Source organism: Variovorax sp. F042 (assembly GCF_057814215.1).
In genome coordinates, this window is record NZ_JBVASX010000002.1 from 793,984 (window position 1) to 816,265 (window position 22,282).

Annotated in this window: 20 protein-coding genes; 17 read left to right on the forward strand and 3 right to left on the reverse strand. The window is 67.0% G+C overall.

The window, feature by feature from the left end; genetic code table 11:
- Positions 1-2: 2 nt before the first annotated feature.
- Positions 3-452, reverse strand: coding sequence for an OsmC family protein (locus tag ACZYSP_RS12215; protein ID WP_007834112.1), 450 nt, complete (start codon positions 450-452; stop codon positions 3-5).
- Between the two features lie 271 nt (positions 453-723).
- On the opposite strand from ACZYSP_RS12215, the gene ACZYSP_RS12220 reads away from it, so the two are divergent.
- Complete coding sequence (locus ACZYSP_RS12220; RefSeq protein ID WP_093048321.1) at positions 724-1,911, forward strand: porin; 1,188 nt, start codon at positions 724-726, stop codon at positions 1,909-1,911.
- Between the two features lie 106 nt (positions 1,912-2,017).
- On the opposite strand, the gene ACZYSP_RS12225 is transcribed toward ACZYSP_RS12220, so the two are convergent.
- Positions 2,018-3,148, reverse strand: coding sequence for a hypothetical protein (locus ACZYSP_RS12225; RefSeq protein ID WP_489014349.1), 1,131 nt, complete (start codon positions 3,146-3,148; stop codon positions 2,018-2,020).
- 50 nt (positions 3,149-3,198) lie between these two features.
- Here ACZYSP_RS12225 and ilvA point away from each other — a divergent pair, with 50 nt between their 5' ends.
- A complete protein-coding gene (ilvA, locus tag ACZYSP_RS12230) occupies positions 3,199-4,809 on the forward strand; it encodes a threonine ammonia-lyase, biosynthetic (RefSeq protein WP_093048314.1) in 1,611 nt (536 codons plus the stop codon).
- A 50-nt stretch (positions 4,810-4,859) separates the two neighbouring features.
- Here the strand turns inward: ilvA and ACZYSP_RS12235 are convergent, their stop codons facing one another.
- Entirely contained in the window at positions 4,860-5,492 is a 633-nt protein-coding gene (locus tag ACZYSP_RS12235) for a type II secretion system protein N (RefSeq protein WP_093075967.1), read from the reverse strand.
- Positions 5,493-5,542: 50 nt separating this feature from the next.
- Between ACZYSP_RS12235 and gspG the strand changes: the two genes are divergently transcribed.
- The 15 genes from gspG (at position 5,543) to ACZYSP_RS12310 (ending at position 22,159) form a co-directional block, all read left to right on the forward strand.
- A complete protein-coding gene (gene gspG, locus ACZYSP_RS12240; protein WP_093048308.1) occupies positions 5,543-5,983 on the forward strand; it encodes a type II secretion system major pseudopilin GspG in 441 nt (146 codons plus the stop codon).
- On the forward strand, positions 5,958-6,470 hold the full coding sequence (locus ACZYSP_RS12245; RefSeq protein ID WP_093048305.1) for a prepilin-type N-terminal cleavage/methylation domain-containing protein: 513 nt from the start codon (positions 5,958-5,960) through the stop codon (positions 6,468-6,470). The genes gspG and ACZYSP_RS12245 overlap by 26 nt, the downstream gene beginning before the upstream one ends.
- Positions 6,467-6,850, forward strand: a complete 384-nt coding sequence (gspI, locus tag ACZYSP_RS12250) for a type II secretion system minor pseudopilin GspI (RefSeq protein WP_093048303.1) — start codon at positions 6,467-6,469, stop codon at positions 6,848-6,850. The genes ACZYSP_RS12245 and gspI overlap by 4 nt, the downstream gene beginning before the upstream one ends.
- On the forward strand, positions 6,850-7,536 hold the full coding sequence (locus ACZYSP_RS12255; protein ID WP_093048300.1) for a PulJ/GspJ family protein: 687 nt from the start codon (positions 6,850-6,852) through the stop codon (positions 7,534-7,536). The genes gspI and ACZYSP_RS12255 overlap by 1 nt, the downstream gene beginning before the upstream one ends.
- Positions 7,533-8,519 (forward strand): type II secretion system minor pseudopilin GspK, encoded by a 987-nt coding sequence (gene gspK / locus ACZYSP_RS12260; protein WP_093048298.1) that lies wholly within the window; start codon positions 7,533-7,535, stop codon positions 8,517-8,519. Before ACZYSP_RS12255 ends, gspK begins: the two co-directional genes overlap by 4 nt.
- Positions 8,520-8,645: 126 nt before the next feature.
- Positions 8,646-9,857 carry a type II secretion system protein GspL gene (gspL, locus tag ACZYSP_RS12265; protein ID WP_093048295.1) on the forward strand — a complete coding sequence of 404 codons (1,212 nt, stop codon included), beginning with the start codon at positions 8,646-8,648 and terminating at the stop codon, positions 9,855-9,857.
- Positions 9,854-10,402, forward strand: coding sequence for a type II secretion system protein M (locus ACZYSP_RS12270; protein ID WP_093075969.1), 549 nt, complete (start codon positions 9,854-9,856; stop codon positions 10,400-10,402). The genes gspL and ACZYSP_RS12270 overlap by 4 nt, the downstream gene beginning before the upstream one ends.
- A 22-nt stretch (positions 10,403-10,424) precedes the next feature.
- Positions 10,425-11,225 carry a type II secretion system protein N gene (gspN, locus tag ACZYSP_RS12275; protein ID WP_093048289.1) on the forward strand — a complete coding sequence of 267 codons (801 nt, stop codon included), beginning with the start codon at positions 10,425-10,427 and terminating at the stop codon, positions 11,223-11,225.
- Between the two features lie 5 nt (positions 11,226-11,230).
- Complete coding sequence (gene gspD / locus ACZYSP_RS12280) at positions 11,231-13,531, forward strand: type II secretion system secretin GspD (RefSeq protein WP_489014355.1); 2,301 nt, start codon at positions 11,231-11,233, stop codon at positions 13,529-13,531.
- Positions 13,532-13,547: 16 nt separating this feature from the next.
- Positions 13,548-14,939 (forward strand): GspE/PulE family protein, encoded by a 1,392-nt coding sequence (locus tag ACZYSP_RS12285; RefSeq protein ID WP_093048284.1) that lies wholly within the window; start codon positions 13,548-13,550, stop codon positions 14,937-14,939.
- Positions 14,940-14,957: 18 nt separating this feature from the next.
- Positions 14,958-16,196 (forward strand): type II secretion system inner membrane protein GspF, encoded by a 1,239-nt coding sequence (gspF, locus tag ACZYSP_RS12290; protein WP_354339169.1) that lies wholly within the window; start codon positions 14,958-14,960, stop codon positions 16,194-16,196.
- A gap of 25 nt (positions 16,197-16,221) precedes the next feature.
- The gene (locus ACZYSP_RS12295; RefSeq protein WP_056509256.1) at positions 16,222-17,121 is read left to right on the forward strand and encodes a 5'-nucleotidase; all 900 of its coding nucleotides are present in this window, start codon (positions 16,222-16,224) and stop codon (positions 17,119-17,121) included.
- Positions 17,122-17,324: 203 nt separating this feature from the next.
- Positions 17,325-17,501, forward strand: coding sequence for a hypothetical protein (locus tag ACZYSP_RS12300; protein WP_177142251.1), 177 nt, complete (start codon positions 17,325-17,327; stop codon positions 17,499-17,501).
- A 20-nt stretch (positions 17,502-17,521) separates the two neighbouring features.
- Positions 17,522-19,807, forward strand: a complete 2,286-nt coding sequence (locus tag ACZYSP_RS12305; protein ID WP_489014359.1) for a phosphocholine-specific phospholipase C — start codon at positions 17,522-17,524, stop codon at positions 19,805-19,807.
- Between the two features lie 108 nt (positions 19,808-19,915).
- The gene (locus ACZYSP_RS12310; RefSeq protein WP_489014361.1) at positions 19,916-22,159 is read left to right on the forward strand and encodes a phosphocholine-specific phospholipase C; all 2,244 of its coding nucleotides are present in this window, start codon (positions 19,916-19,918) and stop codon (positions 22,157-22,159) included.
- Positions 22,160-22,282 lie beyond the last annotated feature (123 nt).

Sequence of the window (22,282 nt, forward strand, 5' to 3'; positions counted from 1 at the left end):
GCTCAGGTTTCGATCAGGTCGAAACTGGTGGTGATTTCGGCTGTCTTCGCCAGCATGATGCTGGCGGAGCAATACGTTTCGTGACTCAGTGCGATTGCGCGCTCCACGGCAGAGGCCGGAATTCCCTTGCCCGCCACGGTGAAGTGCATGTGGATCTTCGTGAAGACCTTGGGGTCCTTTTCGGCGCGCTCGCTGGTCAGCTTGACGCTGCAGCGCTCGACGCGATGGCGTCCGCGCTTCAGTATGAGCACGACATCGTAGGCAGTGCATCCCCCGGTGCCGGCAAGAACGGTCTCCATCGGCCGCGCCGCGAGGTTTTGTCCGCCGTTCTCGGGCTTCGCGGCATCCGGTGCGCCATCCATCATCAGGACATGGCCGCTGCCCGTCTCGGCAACGAAGCCCATGGCCGATCGCGTGCCTGCGTCACCGGTCCAACTTACTGTGCATTCCATGGTTTTCGGAGTTCCAAGTCTGGGATGTCGGGCAAAAATGCACGCCGACATCCATTTGTGTGTGGGAAAAGCATCACTCGCTTGTTGCAACGCAACAAACAGTCGATATACTTTATTTCATTGCGCAAACGTATGCGCACCCAGTTGTCTCCTCCACCCTTCCAATTGGTGGATTTAGCCCCGAGCTGCAAAGCTCGGGGCTTTTTTCTTTCCAGGCCACCCTCACCGGCCTTGCCGCCACTCTAGTTTTCGCACAGAAAGGGCAGTTGCTCTGGCTGCCCTGGCTGTTGCCGGTGTTGCCTCGGCTCAGTCGTCCGTCACGCTGTTTGGTGTGGTCGACGCGTCGATCAGCGGTTACTCGTCCAGTTCGCGCGACCTGAGGCCCACGAATCTGGGCAGCGTGAAGGTCAGCCGCACGGCGCTGGCCAACTCGGGTTACAACTCGAGCCGCCTGGGCTTCCGTGGTACGGAAGATCTGGGTGGCGGCCTGGCAGCCAGCTTCTGGCTCGAAGCCCCCATCACCAATGACGACGGCGCCACCGGCCTCGCAACCTTCGTTCGTCGCTCGACCGTGAGTCTGTCGGGTGGTTTCGGCGAACTCCGCCTGGGTCGCGACTACACCCCGACGTTCTGGAACGACACCGTCTTCGATCCGTTCGGCACCAACGGCGTTGGCTCCAACCTGATCAACACGGCCAACGGCTTCAACGCCGTGACCTACGGCGCCAAGGACACCGGCGGCTTCGGCGGCAACCAGAACTACTCTCGCGCCAGCAATTCGATCGGCTACTTCCTGCCACCGAACCTTGGCGGCTTTTACGGCCAGGTGATGTATGCGTTCCACGAGAACGACAAGTACAGCAACGGCGGCTTCACCCCGGCGGACAGCTCAACCTCGAAGAGCCGCGCAGGCCGTTACATCGGTGGTCGCTTCGGCTACGCAAACGGTCCTCTGGACGTCGCAGTGGCCTACGGCAACAGCACGGTTGGCGATCAGTACTACGCTGGCACCACTGACTCGGTAAACATCTTCAACCTGGGTGCCTCGTATGACTTCGGCCCCGTGAAGCTGTTCGGTGAACTTTCGCGTGCCGAGAACTCGCGTGACTACAAAAACCGGCCGATCGCCGGCGGTCGTCCCGACGTCGATCTGAACGGCTATCTACTTGGCCTGACTGTGCCAGTTGGTGCAGGCCTGATCCGAGCGTCCTACTCGGCTGTCAAGTACGACGACAACCTGTCGGCCACCCGACGCGACCCGAAGGCCAACAAGCTGGCACTTGGTTACGTGCACAACCTGTCGAAGCGCACGGCCCTTTACGCCACGGTTGCTCGCGTGAGCAACAAGAACGGCGCGGCATTGACCGTGGGTGGCCCGGCTTTCTACAACGCGGCTGCTGGCGTGTTCACGCCGAAGACCTCGACGGGCTACGACTTCGGCATCCGTCACGCGTTCTGATCTTCCTCGTTTGATCCCGATGCTGGCTCTTGCCAGTTCGAATCAGCAAAGCCTCAAGTCGCCCGGCTCACGCCGGGCGGCTTTTTGTCCTTTCTCTCTCTTTTTCTCAGCTCGCCCGGCTACGCCGGCTTTGCAGCAGCCCCACATTCATTTCTCCGCTCAACACCGATGCGTAGAAACGCTCGACCATATTGACGCTCGTGCGCGCATTGCGTGCCAAGGTCAGCATGTCGATCCCTTGCCCGTACAAGAGCCGCAGCGTGATCGCGTTATGACGCAGGCAGTAGAGCGTCCTCGACTGGCCCAGTGGCCCTTTCTCAAGCCCTGCCTTTTCGAGCACCCAGTGAAAGAAGAAGTTGAGCACCGCCAGCGCATGCTCGCGGTTCTTCAACTGCGGCAGGAAGATGTAGTCCTCCGCTCCGCCATACCCATGCTCGCCACGATAAGCGAGCAAGCATTCATAGACCCGCACCGCAGGACACAGACTCACGATGGGCTGACTGTGCCGCTTGGTCTCCGGCAGGTTCATCCGCAGATAGACGTGCTTGCCGCGCACGACCTCGATGTGCTTGTGCTTCATGAGCTTGATATCGCTCGGACGCACGAAGGTGTTCACCATCCAGCGGATCAGCCAGGGCAGCTCGTCCGGCATGACGAGCAGTTCGCGCGCAATCCAGAAACGTTCGCCGGCCGCGAGTTGATCGAGCACCGGATGCGAGTGCCCGCGCAAGCTGCGCGCGGTCTTGATGATCGTCCGGTATTCCGCAACGCTAAAGCTGCCACGCGGCTGGCTGCGCACCTTGACCTTCGGAAAAGGAGGCGCATCGCGAAGTACACCGATGTGCACGCCGTGCATCACCACCTTGCGCAACAGCACCAGGTACTGGGCAATCGTCGTGCTGGTGAAGCCCTGCTCTCCGAGGTGATCGATCAAGCGTTGCGCGTCGGCGGTTGCAAACGACTGCGCCGACACGTCGCCGAGCAACGGAACGATGTGCGCACGCAATCTGTTGCCCATCACCTGCCATGTGGCACGCCCAATTTCTTTTCGCTGAACGCGCGCAGCCTCCGCCTGCATCAGCCCTTTCGAAAGGTCACTGACAGAAATTGATAACAGATTCTGCTCATTTGTAAATTGATTGGCGGTCGGATGAATCGCGGGATAGGTGCGTCCAAAAAATCCCGAATCATTTGCAGCTGGGGCTTTGCCGAAGAGGTTTATGACATTTGTGTCCATGTCATATCTCGCATGCAATCCCGATGCCTCTTATCATCAACAGTTAGCAAATGAAAACTCCCATGGAAAAAATCGTGCGCAATGCGCCTGTTAATCCGGCGCTCACGCCCGCCGACTATCTCAGAAAAATACTTAATGCTCGGGTCTATGACGTTGCCGTCGAATCCGCGCTCGAGAAGGCGCGCGCGCTCAGCGAACGGCTCGGCAACACCGTGCTGCTCAAGCGCGAAGACCAGCAACCGGTCTTCAGCTTCAAACTGCGCGGCGCCTATAACAAGATGGCGCATCTGAGTGCTGCTCAATTGGCAAGCGGCGTAATTTGCGCATCGGCTGGAAATCACGCGCAAGGCGTTGCATTGGGTGCGCGCAAGCTCGGCACGCGCGCGGTGATCGTGATGCCGGTGACCACGCCCAAACTGAAAATCGATGCGGTGCGTGGTTTTGGCGGCGAAATCGTGTTGCATGGCGACAGCTATTCGGATGCCTATCTGCACGCACTCGAATTGCAGGCGCAGCAAAACCTGACCTTCGTGCATCCCTTCGACGACCCCGATGTCATCGCAGGCCAGGGCACCATCGCAATGGAAATCCTGCGACAGCACCAGGGCCCGCTCGATGCAGTGTTCGTCGCAATCGGTGGCGGCGGGTTGATCTCCGGCGTGGCCAACTACATCAAGGCCGTGCGACCCGAGATCAAGGTGATCGGCGTGCAGATGAACGACTCCGACGCGATGATGCAATCGGTCGCGGCTCATCAGCGCGTGAACCTGCCCGACGTTGGCCTGTTCTCCGACGGCACGGCGGTCAAGCTGGTCGGCGAGGAAACCTTCCGCATCGCCAGCGAGCTGGTCGACGAATACATCGCCGTCGACACCGACGCCGTGTGCGCCGCCATCAAGGACATCTTCGTGGACACGCGCAGCATCGTCGAGCCGGCCGGTGCGCTGGCGGTCGCGGCCATCAAGGAATACGTTGCCCAGCACGGTCGCCACGGCGAGACCTATGCAGCCATCCTGTGCGGCGCCAACATGAATTTCGACCGGCTGCGTTTCGTCGCCGAACGCGCCGAAGTCGGTGAAGAGCGCGAGGCGTTGTTCGCCGTCACCATGCCCGAAGAGCGCGGCAGCTTCCGCCGCTTCTGCGAGCTGATCGGCGAGATGCCCGCGAGCGACGCCGAAGCCACGGGCGGCGGCGCACCTCGCAACGTGACCGAGTTCAACTACCGCATAAGCGATGCAGCCAAGGCGCATGTGTTCGTCGGTCTCACGACCTCGGCGCGCGGCGAGTCGGCCTTCATCGCGCGGACCTTCGACGAGCACGGATTCAACACGCTCGACCTCACCCATGACGAGCTTGCGAAGGAGCATCTGCGGCACCTCGTGGGCGGACGCACTGGCCTCGCGCATGACGAGCGCCTGCTGCGCTTCGTGTTTCCCGAGCGTCCCGGCGCGCTGCTCAAGTTCCTGAGCCTGATGCAGCCGAACTGGAACATCAGCCTGTTCCATTACCGCAACCAGGGCGCCGACTACGGCCGCATCCTCGTGGGCCTGCAGGTGCCTGCCGGCGAAGGTGCCGAGTTCGACGCCTTCCTCGAAACGCTGGGCTATCCCTACGTCGAGGAAACGGCCAACCCGGCGTACCGGCTCTTTCTGCAGGCCTGAAAAAGCAGAAGCCGGCTCAAGGCCGGCTTCGATCGTTCAACTGTCCACTGCTACTGCGCGGGCGCCTGTTGCGGCGGCGGTGCCATAGCAGCAGGTTGCGACAGCGGGCCACCCGGTTGCTGCTGTTGCTGCGGCAACTGCGGCGGAGCCACCACGGCCGGCATCGTCGCAGGCAGCGGCCCTGGCGGCGCGGACATCGGCACCGCCGGCAACCCGGGGCTGGAAACGCTGATCGGCGCACGCACCGGCAATTGCAGCGTGAACGCCGCCGGGCCGTCGGCCTGCGTGCCGATGGTCGCCGAGCGCAGGCCCACCGACTGCAGCACATAGTTGTCGCCGACCGACGAACCGACACGGAACGGCCGCGGCGGCTTGCCGTCGATGGAGATCAACGCGGCCCCCTGCTTCGAAGGGTCGGCCACCACACCCGACAGCGCAAAGCGGCTGGCCGCCTCGGGCGCCACCTGGGCCGTGCGTGACGCGGGCAGCACGCCCAGCAGCCGCGCCACCGCATCCGAATCGGCCGTCACCGAAGGCCGCGGCATCGTCGCGGCTGCCGCCACGGCGTCGGCCGGTGAAGCCAGGCGCAGCGCCCAGAACACCGCGGCACCGGCCGCCAGCGCCCAAAGCCCCGTCGTTGCAAGTGGGGCATGCCAGCGAGCGGCTGAGTAGGGACTTGTCATGGCTGCGGATTATCATGCAGCGCGCTTTCCGAATCATGTCCGCCCAAGCTATGAACAAATTCCTCCGTGCCGCCACCCGCACCGCCCAACGCGGCTTCACGCTGATCGAACTGATGGTCGTGCTGGTCATCATCGGCGTGCTGGCGGCGCTCATCGTGCCGAACGTGATCGAGCGCGCCGACGACGCCCGCGTGACGGCCGCCCGCACCGACATCAACAACCTGATGCAGGCGCTCAAGCTCTACCGCCTGGACAACCAGCGCTACCCCACCGCCGAGCAGGGTCTGCAGGCGCTGCTCACGCGCCCGACCACCGGTCCGGCCGCACCCAACTGGAAGGCCTACGTCGAGAAGCTGCCCAACGACCCCTGGGGCCATCCGTACCAGTACATGAACCCGGGCATCAAGGGCGAGATCGACGTGCTCTCGTTCGGCGCCGACGGCCAAAGCGGCGGCGAGGGCAAGAATGCCGACATCGGCAGCTGGCAATAGCGGCTCGGGCGCGCTGCGCCGCAACCGGTATCCACGCCCCCACATCCACCCGGCCCGCGGCTTCACGCTGCTGGAGCTGATCGTGGTGATCGCCATCATCGCGATCGCCACCGCCGCCGTCAGCTTCGCGATACGCGACACCAACGCCGCCAAGCTCGACCGCGAAGCCGACCGGCTCGCCGCCCTGCTCGAATCGGCCCGTGCCCAGTCGCGCGCCAGCGGCATCGTGGTGCGGTGGCGGCCCGTCGAAGGCAGCTTCGTGTTCGACGGCCTCCCGCCTGGCGCATTGCCCGCCAACTGGGCCGCCGAGGGCATCACAGCTCAGGCCTCTCTCGCCAACGGCACGCTGGTTCCCGCGCTGCAGCTCGGGCCCGATCCGATCATCGCGGCGCAGCAGGTCATGCTCTATTCCGCCGGCCCGCCCGCGCGCGCGTTGCGCATCGCGACCGACGGGGTGCGCCCCTTCACCGTATCGGCCGTGCAATGAGCGCGCGACGCCCTGCCCCGTCCTCTCGCATCGCCGGCTTCACGCTGATCGAAGTGCTGATCGCGCTCGGCATCGTCGCGCTGGCGCTGGCCGCGGGTTCGCAGGCCACGATGTCGCTCACGCGCAATGCGCAGCGCCAGTCCGATCTCGTGCTGGCCGACCTGTGCGCCGAGAACGAACTCGCCAAGGCCCGCCTGTCGCGGCAAATGCCGGCAATCGGCGACTCGGGCTCCATCTGCCTGCAGGCCGGCGTCTCGTTCAACGTGACCACTTCGACCACGTCCACGCTGAACCCGAATTTCCGGCGCGTCGACGTGCAGGTGCGCGACGAAGCCGACGCGCCGATCCTGCGCATCTCCACCATCGTGGGGAGGTACTGATGCTCGTCTCCAGGTCCCGCGGCTTCACGCTGATCGAACTGCTCGTCGCCATCGCGGTGATGGCCCTGCTCTCGCTCATCAGCTGGCGCGGGCTGGACAGCATGTCCCGCGCCACCACGCAGAACCAGCAGCGCGCCGACGCCGTCCTCACGCTGCAGGCCACGCTCGCGCAGTGGAGCGCCGACCTCGACGCCGTGACCACGCTCGCGCAGACCCGCCCGATCGACTGGGACGGCCGCGTGCTGCGGCTCACGCGCCGCGGCAGCGACGACGCGGCGCCTTCGGTGCAGGTTGTGGCCTGGATGCTGAAGTCCGGCTCCGACGGCGTGCGCTGGCGGCGCTGGCAATCGCAGCCCTTCACCACGCGCGGCGAATGGCAGCAGGCCTGGAACTTCGCAGCCGCCTGGGCACAGGACGGCGGTGCGAGCGCGGCCGGAGGCGGCTACAGCGACGTGCCGCTGGTGCCAGCCAGCAACTGGCAGCTCTATTTCTTCCGCGACAACACCTGGGTGCCGGCCAGCCAGTTGCCCACCGTCGTGCCCAACCCCAACAACCCCGCGGGCCCCGTCGTCGCCATGCCCGACGGCGTGCGCCTCGTCATCACGCTGCCGCCCGGAGACGGCCTCTCGGGCACGCTCACGCGCGACTGGGTCAAGCCGACCGTCGGATCGGCGAAATCATCATGACGGCAACAAAGAAGCGCCAGTCCGGCGCCGCCCTGCTCGCCGCGATGCTGACCGTGATGCTCGTGGCCACCTTCGCCGCCGCGGCGCTGTGGCAGCAATGGCGCGCGGCCGAGGTCGAAGGCGCCGAGCGCGCGCGCGTGCAGGCTGCCTGGGTGCTGGTCGGCGCGCTCGACTGGTCGCGCCTGATCCTCAGCGAAGACGGCCGCACCGGCGGCCCCGACAACCTGGCAGAGCCCTGGGCCGTGCCGCTCGAGGAAGCGCGGCTCACGAGCTTCCTGGCCGCCGACAAGAACGTGTCTAGCGACAGTCTCGAAGGACTGCCCGATGCCTTCCTCTCGGGCCGCATCGTCGATGCGCAGTCCAAGCTCAACGTGCTGTCGCTGGTCGACAACGGCAAGCCGGTGCCCGCCAGCGTCGCCACCTTCACCCGGCTGTTCAACCTGCTGGGCCTGCCGGCGTCGGAGCTCAGCCGGATGACCACGGGCCTGGTGGCCGCCCTTGCCACGGGCACCGCGACCGACGGCAGCGACGGCGGCGATCCCAGCGCCGCGCCGCTGATGCCGCAGCAGGTCTCGCAACTGGTGTGGCTGGGCCTGTCGCCGTCGACCGCCGCCGCGCTCGAACCGTACGTGACGATCCTGCCGGTGAAGACCACGCTCAACCTCAACACCGCGAGCGCCGAAGCCATCAGCGCCAGCATGGAGTCGCTCAATATCGCCAGCGCGCGCCAACTTGTGGAGCGCCGCACGCGCGCCTTCTTCAAGGACATTGCCGCCGCCAACGCCGCGCTGCCCAGCGGCAGCGCGCCCTTCAATGCAGCGCAGCACGGCGTGGGCACGCAGTACTTCGAGGTCTACGGCAGGCTGCGGCTGGAGCGCACCTACGTCGAGGAGCGCTCGCTTCTACAGCGCAACGGTGTCACGGTAACGACGATCTGGCGCACCCGCGGCGCCGGCGCAACAGACACTACGGTCAAACCCTGATTTCGATGCCCTATTTGTAGACAAAAAGCCTTCGAACGCGCATGGCGTCTGCGCAACACGCTATCGAAACAAGAGCGTCAGCCTGTCAGACGCGCACCTACAATCACCGGCTTTTCCAAGATCCACATGACTCCCCTGCTGCTCATTGCCCCCCTCCCTCCGGCCGATGCCGCGGGCGAGTACGACTGGGCCCAGGCAGGCGACGACGGCATTGCATTGCGCAACCAGGGCCGTGCGTTGCTGGCGCTCCTGCCCTCGAGCGCCGAGGTCATGCTCGGCATTCCTTCCGTCGCGCTCTCGTGGCACCGCGTCACGCTGCCCAAGGGCAGCATGGGCAGCGCGTCGAAGCTGCGCGCGGTGCTCGACGGCCTGCTCGAAGAACACCTGCTCGACGAACCCGAGGCCCTGCACTTCGCGCTCGAACCCGACGCCAAGGCCGGCGCGCCCGTGTGGGTCGCGGCCTGCAATCGCATCTGGCTGCGCAGCGTCGTGCAAGGGCTCGAAGCGGCCGGCCGTCGCGTGGTGCGCATCGTCCCTGAATTCGCGCCGCAGCCGGTCGACGGCCCGCCGCTGCTGCTGGTCACGGGCGAGCCCGAGGCGCCGCAGCTCACGGTGTGCGACGCCGACGGCGTGGTCTCGCTGCCGCTGGCCGGCGCGGGGCTGGCCCTGTCGGGCGGCCTGCCGCTGGACACCGCCGTCATCACCACCGAACCCGCCGTGGCCGAAGCGGCCGAGCAGCTGCTCGAGCGCCGCGTGCCCATCGTGCAATCGCCGCAGCGCTGGCTGCAGGCCGCGCGCACGCCCTGGGAGCTCGCGCAGTTCGACCTCGCCGCAACCGGCCGCGCACGCGCCGGCAAGAAATTCGCATCAGTCCTGCAAACGCTGCGCTATGCGCCCGAGTGGCGCGCCGCGCGCTGGGGCGTGGTCGTGCTGCTGCTGACCCAGCTGATCGGACTCAACGCCTGGGCCTGGAAGGAACGCAGTGCGCTCGAATCGAAACGGCAGGCCGCCAAGGCCATGCTGACCCAGACCTTCCCCTCGGTGAAGATCGTGGTCGACGCGCCGGTGCAGATGCAGCGCGAAGTTGCTGCATTGCAGCAGGCCGTGGGCGACGTGGCGGGCAGCGACTTCGAACCCATGGTCGGCGCACTCGCCGCCAACCTGCCGCCCGGCAAGGTGCCGAGCGCGGTCGACTACGGCGCCGGGCAGCTGCGCCTGCGCGGCCTCGGGCTGCAGCCGTCGGAGGTCTCGCAGATCACCGGCGCGCTGGCGCCGCGTGGCTACAACGTGCGTACAGAAGGCGACCTCCTGCTGGTGCAGGCCGAGGCCAACCGATGAATTTCAGCGAACAGCTCAAGGCCCACTGGGCCACCCTGGAGGTGCGCGAGCGCCGCATGGTCTACGCCGCCGCCGCGCTCGTGGCACTGGCCTTGCTTTGGTGGATTGCGCTCGCCCCCGCGCTGCGCACGCTGGCCGCGGCACCGGCCGAACATGCGCAACTCGATGCGCAGTTGCAGCAGATGGCCACCTTGCAGAACCGCGCGAAGGCACTGCAATCGCAGCCGCGCCTGAACCGCGACGACGCGCTGCGCGCGCTCGAGACCTCGGTGCGCGACAGCTTCGGCGCCGGCAACGCGCAGCTCGTGACGACCGGCGGCGATGGTGCTGCCGCCGTCTCGCTGCGGTCCGCGCCCGCTGCCACCGTCGCCCAATGGCTCGGCCAGGCCCGCGGCAACGCGCATGCCGTGCCGCGCGAAGTCCATCTGACCCGCGCGCCGACCGCAGCGCCGGCCACACCGTCGCCCGGCGCAAAGGACGCGCCGAAGACGCCGCAGGTCCGCTGGGACGGCACCGTCGTCATGGCGCTGCCCGCGGCGCGATGAGCGCGATGAGCAACAGGCCCGCATGCTGACCCGCCCTCCGATCTCCGAACCCCGGCCGCACCGCGGCTGGCGCTGGGCCCTGCTCGGCATCACGGTCGGCGCGCTGCTGGCGGTGGTGCTGTTCGCGCCGGCGCGCTGGCTCGCGGCGGCGCTGTCGAACTGGAGCCATGGCCGCCTCGTGCTGGCCAACCCGCGCGGCACCGTCTGGAACGGTACGGCCGCCGTGGTCTTCGCCAGCGGCGCCGGCGGCGCGCAGGCGGTGTCGCTGCCCGGCCTGCTGCACTGGCGCATGCGCCCGGGCTGGAGCGGCATCGCCGCCAGCCTCGACCTGCCCTGCTGCGCCGCGCAGCCGCTCGAACTCAAGGCCAGCCCGCGCGCCGGCGGCATGCAGCTCGCATGGCAGGACAGCCGCTCGCGCTGGCCCGCCACCCTGCTCACCGGCCTGGGCGCGCCCTGGAACACGCTCAAGCTCGAAGGCGCGCTCGACCTGTCCACCAAGGCCTTCTCCATGCAGTGGGACGGCCCCGCGCTGCGCGTTGCAGGCCAGGCCACGCTCGACGCCACCGATGTTTCCTCCAGCCTGTCGACCCTGCGGCCGATGGGCAGCTACCGGCTCTCACTCGAAGGCGGCACCCGCCCCACGCTGCTGCTCAGCACGCGCGAGGGCAGCCTCGAACTGAACGGCAGCGGCAGCTGGAACGGCACTTCCTTCCGCTTCAACGGCGAAGCCAGTGCCGCCCCCGGCCGCGAAGACGCGCTTTCCAATTTGTTGAACATCATCGGACGGCGCGAGAACGCACGTTCGATCATCACCCTGGGTTGATCCTCATGATGAAGCCACTGTTTTCGACCGGCACCGTCGCACTCGCCGTACGCGTGCTGATCGCCGCCACGTTCCTGCAGGGTGCCCCCGCTGCGTTCGCGCAGGCCGGCGATGCGCCGCGCCGCGGCGAGCCGATCACGCTGAACTTCTCCAACGCCGACATCGAGGCCGTGGCCCGCACCATGGCGGTGGTCACGGGCCGCGATGTGGTGGTCGACCCGCGCGTCAAGGGCACGATGAACCTCGTCACCGACCGCGCCATCCAGCCAGCCGCCGCCTTCAACCAGTTCGCCTCGGCGCTGCGCCTGCAGGGCTTCGCGGTGGTGGAAGCCGACGGCCTCTACAAGGTGGTGCCCGAGGCCGACGCCAAGCTGCAGAGCAGCACCGTCAACACCTCCATCAGCGCCACGGCGTCCAGCGGCAGCAACCAGATCGTCACGCAGATCTTCCGGCTCAACTACGAGTCGCCGAACAACCTGCTGCCGGTGCTGCGCCCGCTGATTCCGCCGAACAACACCATCAACGTGAACCCGGGCAACAACTCGCTCGTGATCACCGACTACGCCGACAACATGCGCCGGCTGGCGCGCATCATCGCGTCGCTCGACGTGCCGAATGCGTCCGACATCGAGGTCATCCAGCTCAGGCACTCGGTTGCCACCGACATGGTGCCGCTGGTGCAGCGCCTGGTCGACGGCGGCGGCTCCGGCGCCCCGGGCGGCGCCGCACCCGGTGCGACCGATGCGTCGTTCCGCACCACGCTCATGGCCGACCCGCGCAGCAACTCGCTGATCTTGCGCGCGGCCAACCCGGCACGCGTGGCGCTGGTGCGCACGCTGGTCGAGAAGCTCGACCGCCCGCCGACGGAAAGCAGCAATGGCCTGGCCGGCAACATCTACGTGGTCTACCTGAAGAACGCCGACGCGGTGCGCCTCGCGGCCACGCTGCGCGCCGCGATGGCGGCGAACCAGCAGAACACCACGCCAGGCGCTGCCGGTGCTGCGGGTGGCGGCGCGGCGCCCCAGCAGAGCGCGCCGCAGGCCATGCAGGTGAACCTGAACAGCGGCGGCAACCAGAGCGGTGGCTCGGCCGCCGCCAACGCGCCGCTCAACAACGCCAACCAGCCCTCGACCGGCGGCCAGATCCAGGCCGACCCGACGACCAACTCGCTGATCATCACCGCGCCCGAGCCGCAGTACCGCCAGATGCGCGCCGTGATCGACAAGCTCGACGGCCGGCGCGCGCAGGTCATGATCGAGGCGCTGATCGTCGAGGTCAACGCCACCAAGGCCGCCAAGTTCGGCGTGCAGTGGCAAAGCGCGCTGGGCAACAACGCTGTCATCGGCACCAACTCCACCCTCAACGGCGGCAACATCCTGGCGCTGACCCAGGCGCTGGCCACCAAGGATGCCTCAGGCCTTGCAACGTCGATCCAGCCCGGCCTGAACCTCGGCATTGCCGGCAAGATCGGTGGCCAGTACATCCTGGGCGCGGTGGCGAATTTCTTCAGCAACGATAACGACGCCAACGTGCTCTCCACGCCCAACCTGCTGACGCTGGACAACGAAGAAGCCAAGATCGTCATCGGCCAGAACGTGCCGTTCCCGACCGGCTCCTACGCCAGCACCTCGGGCTCGGTGGGCGTGAACCCGTTCACCACCGTCGAGCGCAAGGACGTCGGCCTCACCCTGCGCGTGCGTCCGACCATCAACGAGAACGGCACCGTGAAGATGACAATCTTCCAGGAGATCTCGAACGTCGCGCCCGGCACCACCACCGACCCCAACGGCCCCACCACCAACAAGCGCTCGCTCGAATCCAGCGTGCTGGTGGAAGACGGCGGGCTCGTCATGCTCGGCGGCCTGCTGTCGGACACCTACGGCACCAACACTGAAAAGGTGCCCTTTGCTGGCGACATCCCGGTGGTCGGCAACCTGTTCAAGAGCGAGAACCGCTCGCGCGTCAAGAACAACCTGATGATGTTCCTGCGCCCGGTGGTGATGCGCGACGCCACGGCGACCGAAGCCTTTGCATTCGATCGCTACGACCAGATCCGTGGCCTGCAGCAGGCGACCCAGCCCAACACCGACAACGTGATGCTGCGCAACGTGAATGCCGCGCCCGTGCTGCCGGAGTCGCCGCCGTTGGGCACCAGCAGCAACAGCCGGGGCGGCCTGCGCGAGCAAGGCACCCAACTGATCCCGCCGCCCGCGCTGCCCGCCGACAACCGCAAGCTGGCGCCGAGCTCCCTGCGCGGCGCATTGCCGCCGACCGCCGACCCAGTGACCTCGCGCGAACTGCCTTGATACTGCCTTGATGTCCATGCGCTACCCCCTGCCCTACGCCTTCGCACGCAGCCAGCAGCTTTTGCTCGAGGAGACCGACGACGGCCGCTACACGCTGTGGATGTCGAGCCACCCGGCACGCAGCGCGGTCGGCGAGGTGTCGCGCAAGTACGGCGTGCAGGCCTTCGAGGTGCTGGCCGACGGCGCGCTGGCGCAGCGCATCAGCGCGGCCTATGCGCAGGGCGAGTCGAGCGCCGCCGCGGTGGTGAGCGAGGTGCAGAACGACGCCGACCTCTCGCGCATGATGCAGGAGCTGCCCGCGGTCGAAGACTTGCTGGCAAGCGCTGGCGACGCGCCCATCATCCGCATGCTGAACGCGCTGCTCACGCAGGCCGCGCGCGACGGTGCGAGCGACATCCACATCGAGCCCTACGAGCGCACCTCGTCCGTGCGTTTTCGCATCGACGGCACGCTGCGCGAGGTGGTGCAGCCCAACCGCGCGCTGCACGCCGCGCTGATCTCGCGCCTGAAGATCATGGCCGACCTCGACATCTCCGAAAAGCGGCTGCCGCAGGACGGGCGCATCTCCTTGCGCATCGGCACCCGCGCGGTCGACGTGCGGGTGTCGACGCTGCCGAGCGCGCACGGCGAACGCGCGGTGCTGCGCCTCCTGGACAAGAGCGAATCGAAGCTCACGCTCGAATCGGTGGGCATGCAGGGCGACACGCTGGAGCGCTTCGAGAAGCTCATCTCGCAGCCGCACGGCATCATCCTCGTGACCGGCCCCACGGGCTCGGGCAAGACCACCACGCTGTACGCCGCGCTGGCCCGGCTCGATGCGAGCCGCAGCAACATCATGACGGTGGAAGACCCCATCGAGTACGAGCTGCCGGGCGTGGGCCAGACGCAGATCAACGCCAAGATCGAACTCACCTTCGCCAAGGCCCTGCGCGCGATCCTGCGGCAGGACCCTGACGTCATCATGATCGGCGAAATCCGTGACTTCGAGACCGCGCAGATCGCCATCCAGGCCTCGCTGACCGGTCACCTGGTGCTGGCCACGCTGCACACCAACGACTCGGTCAGCGCCGTCACGCGCCTGACCGACATGGGCGTGGAGCCTTTTCTTCTGAGCTCGTCTCTGCTCGGCGTGCTCGCGCAGCGCCTCGTGCGCAAGGTGTGCACGGTGTGCGCCGGCGCGGGCTGCGAAGTGTGCGGCCAGACCGGCTATCAGGGCCGCACCGGCATCTTCGAGCTGCTGGTGGCGGACGAAACCGTGCAGGGCCTGATCCACAGCAAGGCGGCCGAGAGCGAACTGCTCAAGGCCGGCGCGCGCGGCGGCCTGCGCCTGATGCGCGAAGACGGCGAACGGCTGGTGCAGGCTGGCGTCACTTCGCGCGCCGAACTGCTGCGCGTCACGCGAGACTAAGCCGCCCCGGCGCTCCCCATGCCCGCCTATTCCTTCGAAGCCATCGACGCCAGCGGCCAGAGCCGCGAAGGCGTGCTCGAGGCCGACACCGCACGCAGCGCGCGCAGCCTGCTGCGGGCGCAGGCGCTCATTCCGCTGTCGGTCAAGCCGGTCGGAAGCGACCACGTCAACGGCACCGGCCAGCGCAGCACCCTCAGCCGCTGGCTCGGCGGCGGCAAGCGCGTCTTCAATTCCACCGGCCTCGCGGTGTGGACGCGGCAGCTCGCGGGCCTCGTCTCGTCGGGCCTGCCGCTGGAACGCGCGCTCACGGCACTCACCGACGAAGCCGAGTCAGAGCAGCAGCGCAACCTTGTCGCGTCGCTGCGCGCCGAAGTCAACGCGGGCTCGCCGTTCGCGCGTGCGCTGTCGGCACATCCGCGCGAGTTCTCGCCCATCTACACGGCCGTGATCGGCGCCGGCGAACAGAGCGGCAACCTCGGCCTCGTGCTCGACCGCCTTGCCGACGACCTCGAAGAACGCCAGGCGCTGCAGCAGAAGCTGATCGGCGCGGCGCTGTACCCGGCCATCGTCACGCTGGTGGCGATCGTGATCGTGATCTTCCTCGTGAGCTACGTGGTGCCGCAGGTGGCGCAGGTTTTTGCGGGCACCAAGCGCTCGCTGCCCTTTCTCACCACCGTGATGCTGTCGCTGAGCGCGGGTGTGCGCAACTATGGCTGGTGGATGCTGTGCGCCGTCGTGGTCGCGGCCATCGGCGCGCGGGTGGCGCTGGCGCAGGAGGCCTTCCGCCTGAAGTTCGATGCCGTCTGGCTCAGGCTGCCGCTGGTCGGAAAGCTCGCGCGCGGCTACAACGCAGCGCGCTTCGCGAGCACGCTCGCCATGCTGGCCACGGCAGGCGTGCCGATCCTGCGTGCGCTGCAGGCGGCTTCCGAGACGCTGAGCAACCGCGCCATGCGCGCCGACGCGCTCGACGCACTGGTGCTGGTGCGCGAAGGCGCGCCGCTGGCCTCGGCGCTGGCGCAGAAGAAGCGCTTTCCGGGCCTGGTGTCGATGTTCGCGCGCCTCGGCGAGCAGACCGGCACCCTGCCGCTGATGTTGCAACGCGCGGCCAATCAGCTCAGCGCCGAAGTGCAGCGCCGCGCAATGCACCTGGCGACCATCCTCGAGCCGCTGCTGATCGTGGCCATGGGCGGGGTGGTGATGCTGATTGTTCTGGCGGTGATGCTGCCTATCATCCAGCTGAACCAGTTCGTCAAGTAACAACGGCCAGCCAGCAAGGCGCACCATGCCCGTAACGCTCGAAGACAAGCTCGTGGTCGCGATCTCCTCGCGTGCCCTGTTCAACCTCGAAGAAGAAAACAAGATCTTCGAGGCCGGGGACAACGAGGGCTACATGAAGCTGCAGCTCGACCGCATCGACGTGCCGGCCGCACCAGGCATTGCGTACTCGCTGATCCGCAAGCTGCTGCGCTTCAACGAAGACGGCGTGCAGCGCGTCGAGGTGGTGATTCTTTCGCGCAACGACCCGGTCTCGGGCATGCGCATCTTCAAGTCAAGCGCGGCCGCCGACATCAAGCTGCAGCGCGGCGTGTTCACGCAGGGCCGCCCGCCCTTCGGCTACCTGCGCCCACTGCGCGCTCACCTGTTTCTCTCGGTCAACGCGCAGGACGTGCGCGAGGCGCTCATCGCGGGCTTTCCGGCTGCGCGCGTGCTGGTCGAATCGGTAAAGGCCAGCGACGCCTGGCCGAACGAAGTGCGCATTGCCTTCGACGGCGATGCGGTGCTGTTCTCGGACGAGGCCGAGCGCGTGTTCCAGGCCGAAGGGCTCGACGCCTTCCAGGCCCACGAGCTCAGCAAGGCCGACCTGCCCTTGCCCGAAGGGCCGTTCAAGCCGCTGCTGATGGCGCTGCACCGGCTGCAGATGGCCGGCAACGCGCAGATGCGCATCCGCACCGCGCTCGTCACCGCGCGCAGCGCACCGGCGCACGAGCGCGCCATCCGCACGCTCATGAAGTGGAACATCCGCGTCGACGAGGCCATGTTCCTCGGCGGCCTGCCCAAGGGCGAGTTCCTGCGCGAGTTCGAACCCGACTTCTTCTTCGACGACCAGACCGGTCATGTCGATGCGGCCTCGCGCCACGTGCCCGCCGGGCATGTATCGAGCGGTATCAGCAACGAGCCCTGAGCGCTGCGCTTGAACGCGGCGCCAGGCCGCGCCGCGCCGTCATTCCACTGATTTGACGCCGCCACTTGGGCGGGGCGCTGTCACGCGCCTGACTTCTCTGCGTCATCCCAAGTTAACCAGTCGGTAACGGGTTATCCCTAGTCTCGTGGCCCAGGTGCGCCCCCTCACGCACCTTCCAGAACCACATAACAAAGGACCGATCCATGCGACTTCTTTTTCTCCGCACGCGGCTTGCGCCCGTGCTGTTCCTGGCCTGCGTGCTCTCTGCGTGCGGTGGTGGCAGCGGTGGCGGCGGCTTCTTCGGCGGCACGCCGACGACGCCGACCACACCCACCCCGCCCGACAACACTCCGAAGCCCGAGATGCGCTGCGCGCCCTGAGCGCCGCCAGGAACTACTCAATGACCTCCCGCCGCAAATTCCTCACGGGCACAGCCACGACTGGCGCTGCCGCCCTCGCACTCTCGGCCTTTCCGCCGAGCATCCGCCGCGCGCTCGCCATTCCCGCCAACAACAAGACCGGCACCATCCAGGACGTCGAGCACGTCGTGATCCTGATGCAGGAGAACCGTTCGTTCGACCACTACTTCGGCATGCTCATGGGCGTGCGCGGCTTCGGCGACCGCTTCGCCATTCCGCTGATCGGTGGGCGCCGCGTGTGGGAACAGAGCGACGCCGACGGCAAGGTGGTGCTGCCGTATCACCTCGACCAGACCCTGGGCAACGCGCAACGCGTCAGCGGCACGCCGCACAGCTGGCTCGACGCGCAGAACGCCTGGGACGGCGGGCGCCTCAACCAATGGCCGAAGTACAAGGCCACTGGCACGGCGCCCTTCACGCAATCGATGGGCTATCTGCAAGAGGCTGAACTGCAGTTCCAGTACGCACTGGCCAACGCCTTCACCGTGTGCGACAGCTACCACTGTGGCATGCACACCGGCACCAACTCCAACCGCCTGTTCCACTGGAGCGGCACCAACGGCCCCTCGGGCCAGACCAGCGCCGGCGTGGCGGGCGTCGCCTCGGTGGACAACACCTGGGAGAACCTGCGGTTTCCATGGGACCCCACCGACAACCCCGGTGTCGATTCGACCACCTTCGGCTGCAACTGGAAGACCTACCCGGAGCGCCTGCAGGACGCCAAGGTCAGCTGGATCGTCTACCAGAACCTGCCCGACAACTTCACCGACAACCCGCTGGCCGGCTTCCAGCAATACCGGGTGGCCAACAAGGCTTCAGGCAAGAACAACGAGCGCTACGACGGCGACGCCAGCCCACCCGTGGGCACGACGCTGCCGGCCTACGACCCCGCCAGCGACGACGCGGGCAACCCGCTCTACAAGGGCATCGCCAACACCATGCCCGACGGCGGCCTGCTCGGCGCGTTCAAGCAGGACGTGGCCAGCGGCAAGCTCGCGCAGGTGTCGTGGATCGTCGCGCCCGCCGACTACTCCGAGCACCCCGGACCTTCGAGCCCCGTGCAGGGCGCCTGGTACATCCAGCAGGTGCTTGATGCGCTCACCGCATCGCCCGACGTGTGGAGCAAGACGGTGTTCATCGTCAACTTCGACGAGAACGACGGCTACTTCGACCACGTGCCGTCGCCTTCCGCGCCGTCGATCAACCCCGACAAGAGCGCGGCGGGCAAGACCACGCTCGGCGACGCCGATGTCGCGTTCGAGCGCTACAACCACCCGCTGGTGACCGGCACGCCCAGCGGCGTGCCCCAGCCGGACGGCCGCGTCTACGGCCCCGGCCCGCGCGTGCCGATGTACGTCATCTCGCCATGGAGCCGCGGCGGCTGGGTCAACTCGCAGGTGTTCGACCACACCTCGGTGCTGCGTTTTCTTGAAGCGCGATTCGGCGTGAAGGAAACGAACATCTCGCCGTTCCGCCGCGCGATTGCCGGCGACCTGACCAGCGCCTTCAACTTCGCAACGCCCAACAGCGAAGTGCTGCCCACGCTCGCGGGACGCAAGACCCAGGCCGAAGCAGATCAGTTGCGCCTCGACCAAGAAGCACTGGCGCAGGTGCCGCTGCCCTCCACGCCCGCGCTGCCGCGCCAGCCCACCGGCACCCGCCCCTCGCGCGCCCTGCCGTACGAACTGCACACCAGCGCCAAGGCCGACGTGGTCAACGGCAAGCTGCAGCTGCTGTTCTCCAACACCGGCAAGGCCGCGGCCGTGTTCCACGTGTACGACAAGCTGCATCTCGATCGCCTGCCGCGCCGCTACATGGTCGAGGCCGGCAAGATGCTCGACGACACGTGGGCCGCGATGACCGACGACGGCGGCGCCTACGACCTGTGGGTGCTCGGGCCCAACGGCTTCCATCGCCACTTCAAGGGCAACCTCAACGCACTGCGCACCAGCAATGCGACGCCCGAGGTGCGCGTGTGCTACGACATCGCCAACGGCAACGTCTACCTGAGCATGCGCAACGACGGCAAGACGGCGTGCCGGTTCACCATCAACGCCAAGGCCTATCGCAACGATGGCCCATGGACCGCGACGGTGAACGGCAGCGCCAGCGTCGACCAGCACTGGGAGCTTGCGAGCAGCGGCCAGTGGTACGACTTCGCAGTCACGTGCGATGCAGATCCGGCCTACTACCGCCGCTTCGCAGGCCGTGTCGAAACGGGCAAGCACACGGTGAGCGACCCGGCCATGGGCATGGCCGACCTCTGAGCGCCGATACATTCCGATGAGAGGATGAGTGCAAGCACCTCGTGCCTGCGCTCATCATCACGGCCTGTACCCCTGACCCCGTCCATGAAGAACCACAACAACACACCCATGACATCACGCCGCAAATTTCTCACCAGCACCGCCACCACGGGCGCCGCCGCCCTCGCGCTCAGCGCGTTCCCACCCAGCATTCGCCGCGCGCTGGCCATACCGGCCAACAACGCCACTGGCACCATCAAGGACGTCGAGCACATCGTCATCCTGATGCAGGAGAACCGCGCCTTCGACCACTACTTTGGCACGCTCATGGGCGTGCGCGGCTTCGGCGACCGCTTCACCATTCCGCTTCCTGCTGACCGCAAGGTCTGGCAGCAGCTCGACGACGCCGGCAACGTGGTGCTGCCCTACTACCTCGACAGCACGAAGGGCAGCGCCCAGCGCGTGTCGAGCACGCCGCACACCTGGGTCGATGCGCACAACGCCTGGGATGGCGGGCGCATGTACCAGTGGCCGCGCTACAAGAAGGCCGGCAAGACGCCATTCATGCAGTCCATGGGCTACCTGAAGGAAGCCGAATTGCCGTTCCAGTTCGCGCTGGCCAATGCCTTCACGATCTGCGACGACTACCACTGCGCGATGCACACCGGCACGCACGCCAACCGCTCCTTCCACTGGACCGGCACCAACGGCCCCACCGGCGCCAACGTGGCCTACGTGAACAACGTCAATGCCTGGAGCTCGACCGGCCCGTCGACCGAAGGCTACGAATGGAAGACCTACGCCGAGCGGTTGCAGGAGGCCAAAGTCAGCTGGATGGTCTACCAGAACATTCCCAACAACTACGGCTGCAACCCGCTGCTGGGCTTCAAGCCCTACCGCAAGGCGAACGAAGCCTCGGGCAAGCCGGTGAGCACCTCGCTGCCGCAAGGCGCGTCGCCGGCCTACGCGCCCGGCGACGACGTGGGCAACCCGCTCTACAAGGGCACGGCCAATACGCTGCCGGTGGCCGATCAGGCCGCCTTCGACGCGGGTGCGATCATGGATGCGTTCCGCGCCGACGTGAAGAACGGCCGGCTGCCGCAGGTGTCGTGGGTGATTCCGCCCGACGTGTACTCCGAGCACCCCGGCCCGTCGAGCCCGGTGCAGGGCGCCTGGTACATCCAGCAGGTGCTGGACGCGCTCACCGCCGTGCCCGAGGTGTGGAGCAAGACGGTGCTCTTCGTGAACTTCGACGAGAACGACGGCTACTTCGACCACGTGCCCTCGCCCTCCGCGCCTTCGCCCAACCCCGATGCATCGACGCTCGCTGGCAAGAGCACGCTTCCTGCGCAGGACATGAGCTACGAGTACTTCACGCACCCCGCGCCGCCCGGCATTCCCACCGCCCAGCCCACGCCCGACGGCAACGTGTACGGCCCCGGCATGCGCGTGCCGATGTACGTGATCTCGCCGTGGAGCCGCGGCGGCTGGGTCAACTCGCAGGTGTTCGACCACACCTCGGTGCTGCGCTTCGTCGAGGCGCGCTTCGGCGTGAAGGAGGACAACATCAGCCCGTTCCGCCGCGCGGTGTGCGGCGACCTCACGAGCGCCTTCAACTTCGCGACGCCCAACACCGAGGTGCTGCCGGTGCTCGCGGGCAGCCGCACCAAGGCCGAGGCCGACAAGGTCCGCGCCGACCAGGACGTGCTGCCGCAGGTGGTGCCGCCGGCCAACGCGCAATTGCCGCAGCAGGCCACGGGCACGCGGCCCTCGCGCGCCTTGCCCTACGAACTGCACACAAGTGCCAAGGTCGACGCGACCGGCGGCAAGCTGCAGCTGCTGTTCGCCAACACCGGCAAGGCCGCGGCAGTCTTCCACGTGTATGACAAGAAGCATCTCGATCGCCTGCCGCGCCGCTACATGGTCGAGGCGGGCAAGACGCTCGACGACACCTGGACGCCCGCCGCCGGAGACAACGGCCTCTATGACCTGTGGGTGCTCGGTCCCAACGGCTTCCATCGACAGTTCAAGGGCAATGTGAATGCGCTGGGCACGAGCAACGCTGCACCCGAAGTACGCGTGTGCTACGACATCACCAACGGCAATGTCTACCTGAACATGCGCAACGATGGCAAGGCGACTTGCAAGTTCACCATCACCGCCAAGGCCTACCGCACAGACGGCCCGTGGACTGCGAGCGTGAACGGCGGCGCCAACGTAGACCAGCACTGGGAGCTTGCGAACAGCGGCCAGTGGTACGACTTCGCAGTCACCTGCGACGCCGACCCGGCCTACTACCGCCGCTTTGCCGGCCGCGTGGAAACCGGCAAGCACACGGTAAGCGACCCCGCGATGGGCATGGCCGACCTCTGAGCCTCGCCATGCATCGATGGCGAGGCGTGGAGCGCGCAATGCGCGCTTACACCTCGGCATCGAAGGGTTCATCTCGATGTCACCCGGGCTTCCTAGCCTCGGCGCACAACATCGAGAGGATCT

Excerpts from the sequence above, each read along its gene's own strand:
- ACZYSP_RS12215 (WP_007834112.1), bottom strand. The coding sequence starts at position 452 with ATGGAATGCACAGTAAGTTGGACCGGTGACGCAGGCACGCGATCGGCC.
- ACZYSP_RS12225 (WP_489014349.1), bottom strand. The coding sequence starts at position 3,148 with ATGGACACAAATGTCATAAACCTCTTCGGCAAAGCCCCAGCTGCAAAT.
- ilvA (WP_093048314.1), top strand. The coding sequence starts at position 3,199 with ATGAAAACTCCCATGGAAAAAATCGTGCGCAATGCGCCTGTTAATCCG.
- ACZYSP_RS12235 (WP_093075967.1), bottom strand. The coding sequence starts at position 5,492 with ATGACAAGTCCCTACTCAGCCGCTCGCTGGCATGCCCCACTTGCAACG.
- gspG (WP_093048308.1), top strand. The coding sequence starts at position 5,543 with ATGAACAAATTCCTCCGTGCCGCCACCCGCACCGCCCAACGCGGCTTC.
- ACZYSP_RS12245 (WP_093048305.1), top strand. The coding sequence starts at position 5,958 with ATGCCGACATCGGCAGCTGGCAATAGCGGCTCGGGCGCGCTGCGCCGC.
- gspI (WP_093048303.1), top strand. The coding sequence starts at position 6,467 with ATGAGCGCGCGACGCCCTGCCCCGTCCTCTCGCATCGCCGGCTTCACG.
- ACZYSP_RS12255 (WP_093048300.1), top strand. The coding sequence starts at position 6,850 with ATGCTCGTCTCCAGGTCCCGCGGCTTCACGCTGATCGAACTGCTCGTC.
- gspK (WP_093048298.1), top strand. The coding sequence starts at position 7,533 with ATGACGGCAACAAAGAAGCGCCAGTCCGGCGCCGCCCTGCTCGCCGCG.
- gspL (WP_093048295.1), top strand. The coding sequence starts at position 8,646 with ATGACTCCCCTGCTGCTCATTGCCCCCCTCCCTCCGGCCGATGCCGCG.
- ACZYSP_RS12270 (WP_093075969.1), top strand. The coding sequence starts at position 9,854 with ATGAATTTCAGCGAACAGCTCAAGGCCCACTGGGCCACCCTGGAGGTG.
- gspN (WP_093048289.1), top strand. The coding sequence starts at position 10,425 with ATGCTGACCCGCCCTCCGATCTCCGAACCCCGGCCGCACCGCGGCTGG.
- gspD (WP_489014355.1), top strand. The coding sequence starts at position 11,231 with ATGATGAAGCCACTGTTTTCGACCGGCACCGTCGCACTCGCCGTACGC.
- ACZYSP_RS12285 (WP_093048284.1), top strand. The coding sequence starts at position 13,548 with ATGCGCTACCCCCTGCCCTACGCCTTCGCACGCAGCCAGCAGCTTTTG.
- gspF (WP_354339169.1), top strand. The coding sequence starts at position 14,958 with ATGCCCGCCTATTCCTTCGAAGCCATCGACGCCAGCGGCCAGAGCCGC.
- ACZYSP_RS12295 (WP_056509256.1), top strand. The coding sequence starts at position 16,222 with ATGCCCGTAACGCTCGAAGACAAGCTCGTGGTCGCGATCTCCTCGCGT.
- ACZYSP_RS12300 (WP_177142251.1), top strand. The coding sequence starts at position 17,325 with ATGCGACTTCTTTTTCTCCGCACGCGGCTTGCGCCCGTGCTGTTCCTG.
- ACZYSP_RS12305 (WP_489014359.1), top strand. The coding sequence starts at position 17,522 with ATGACCTCCCGCCGCAAATTCCTCACGGGCACAGCCACGACTGGCGCT.
- ACZYSP_RS12310 (WP_489014361.1), top strand. The coding sequence starts at position 19,916 with ATGACATCACGCCGCAAATTTCTCACCAGCACCGCCACCACGGGCGCC.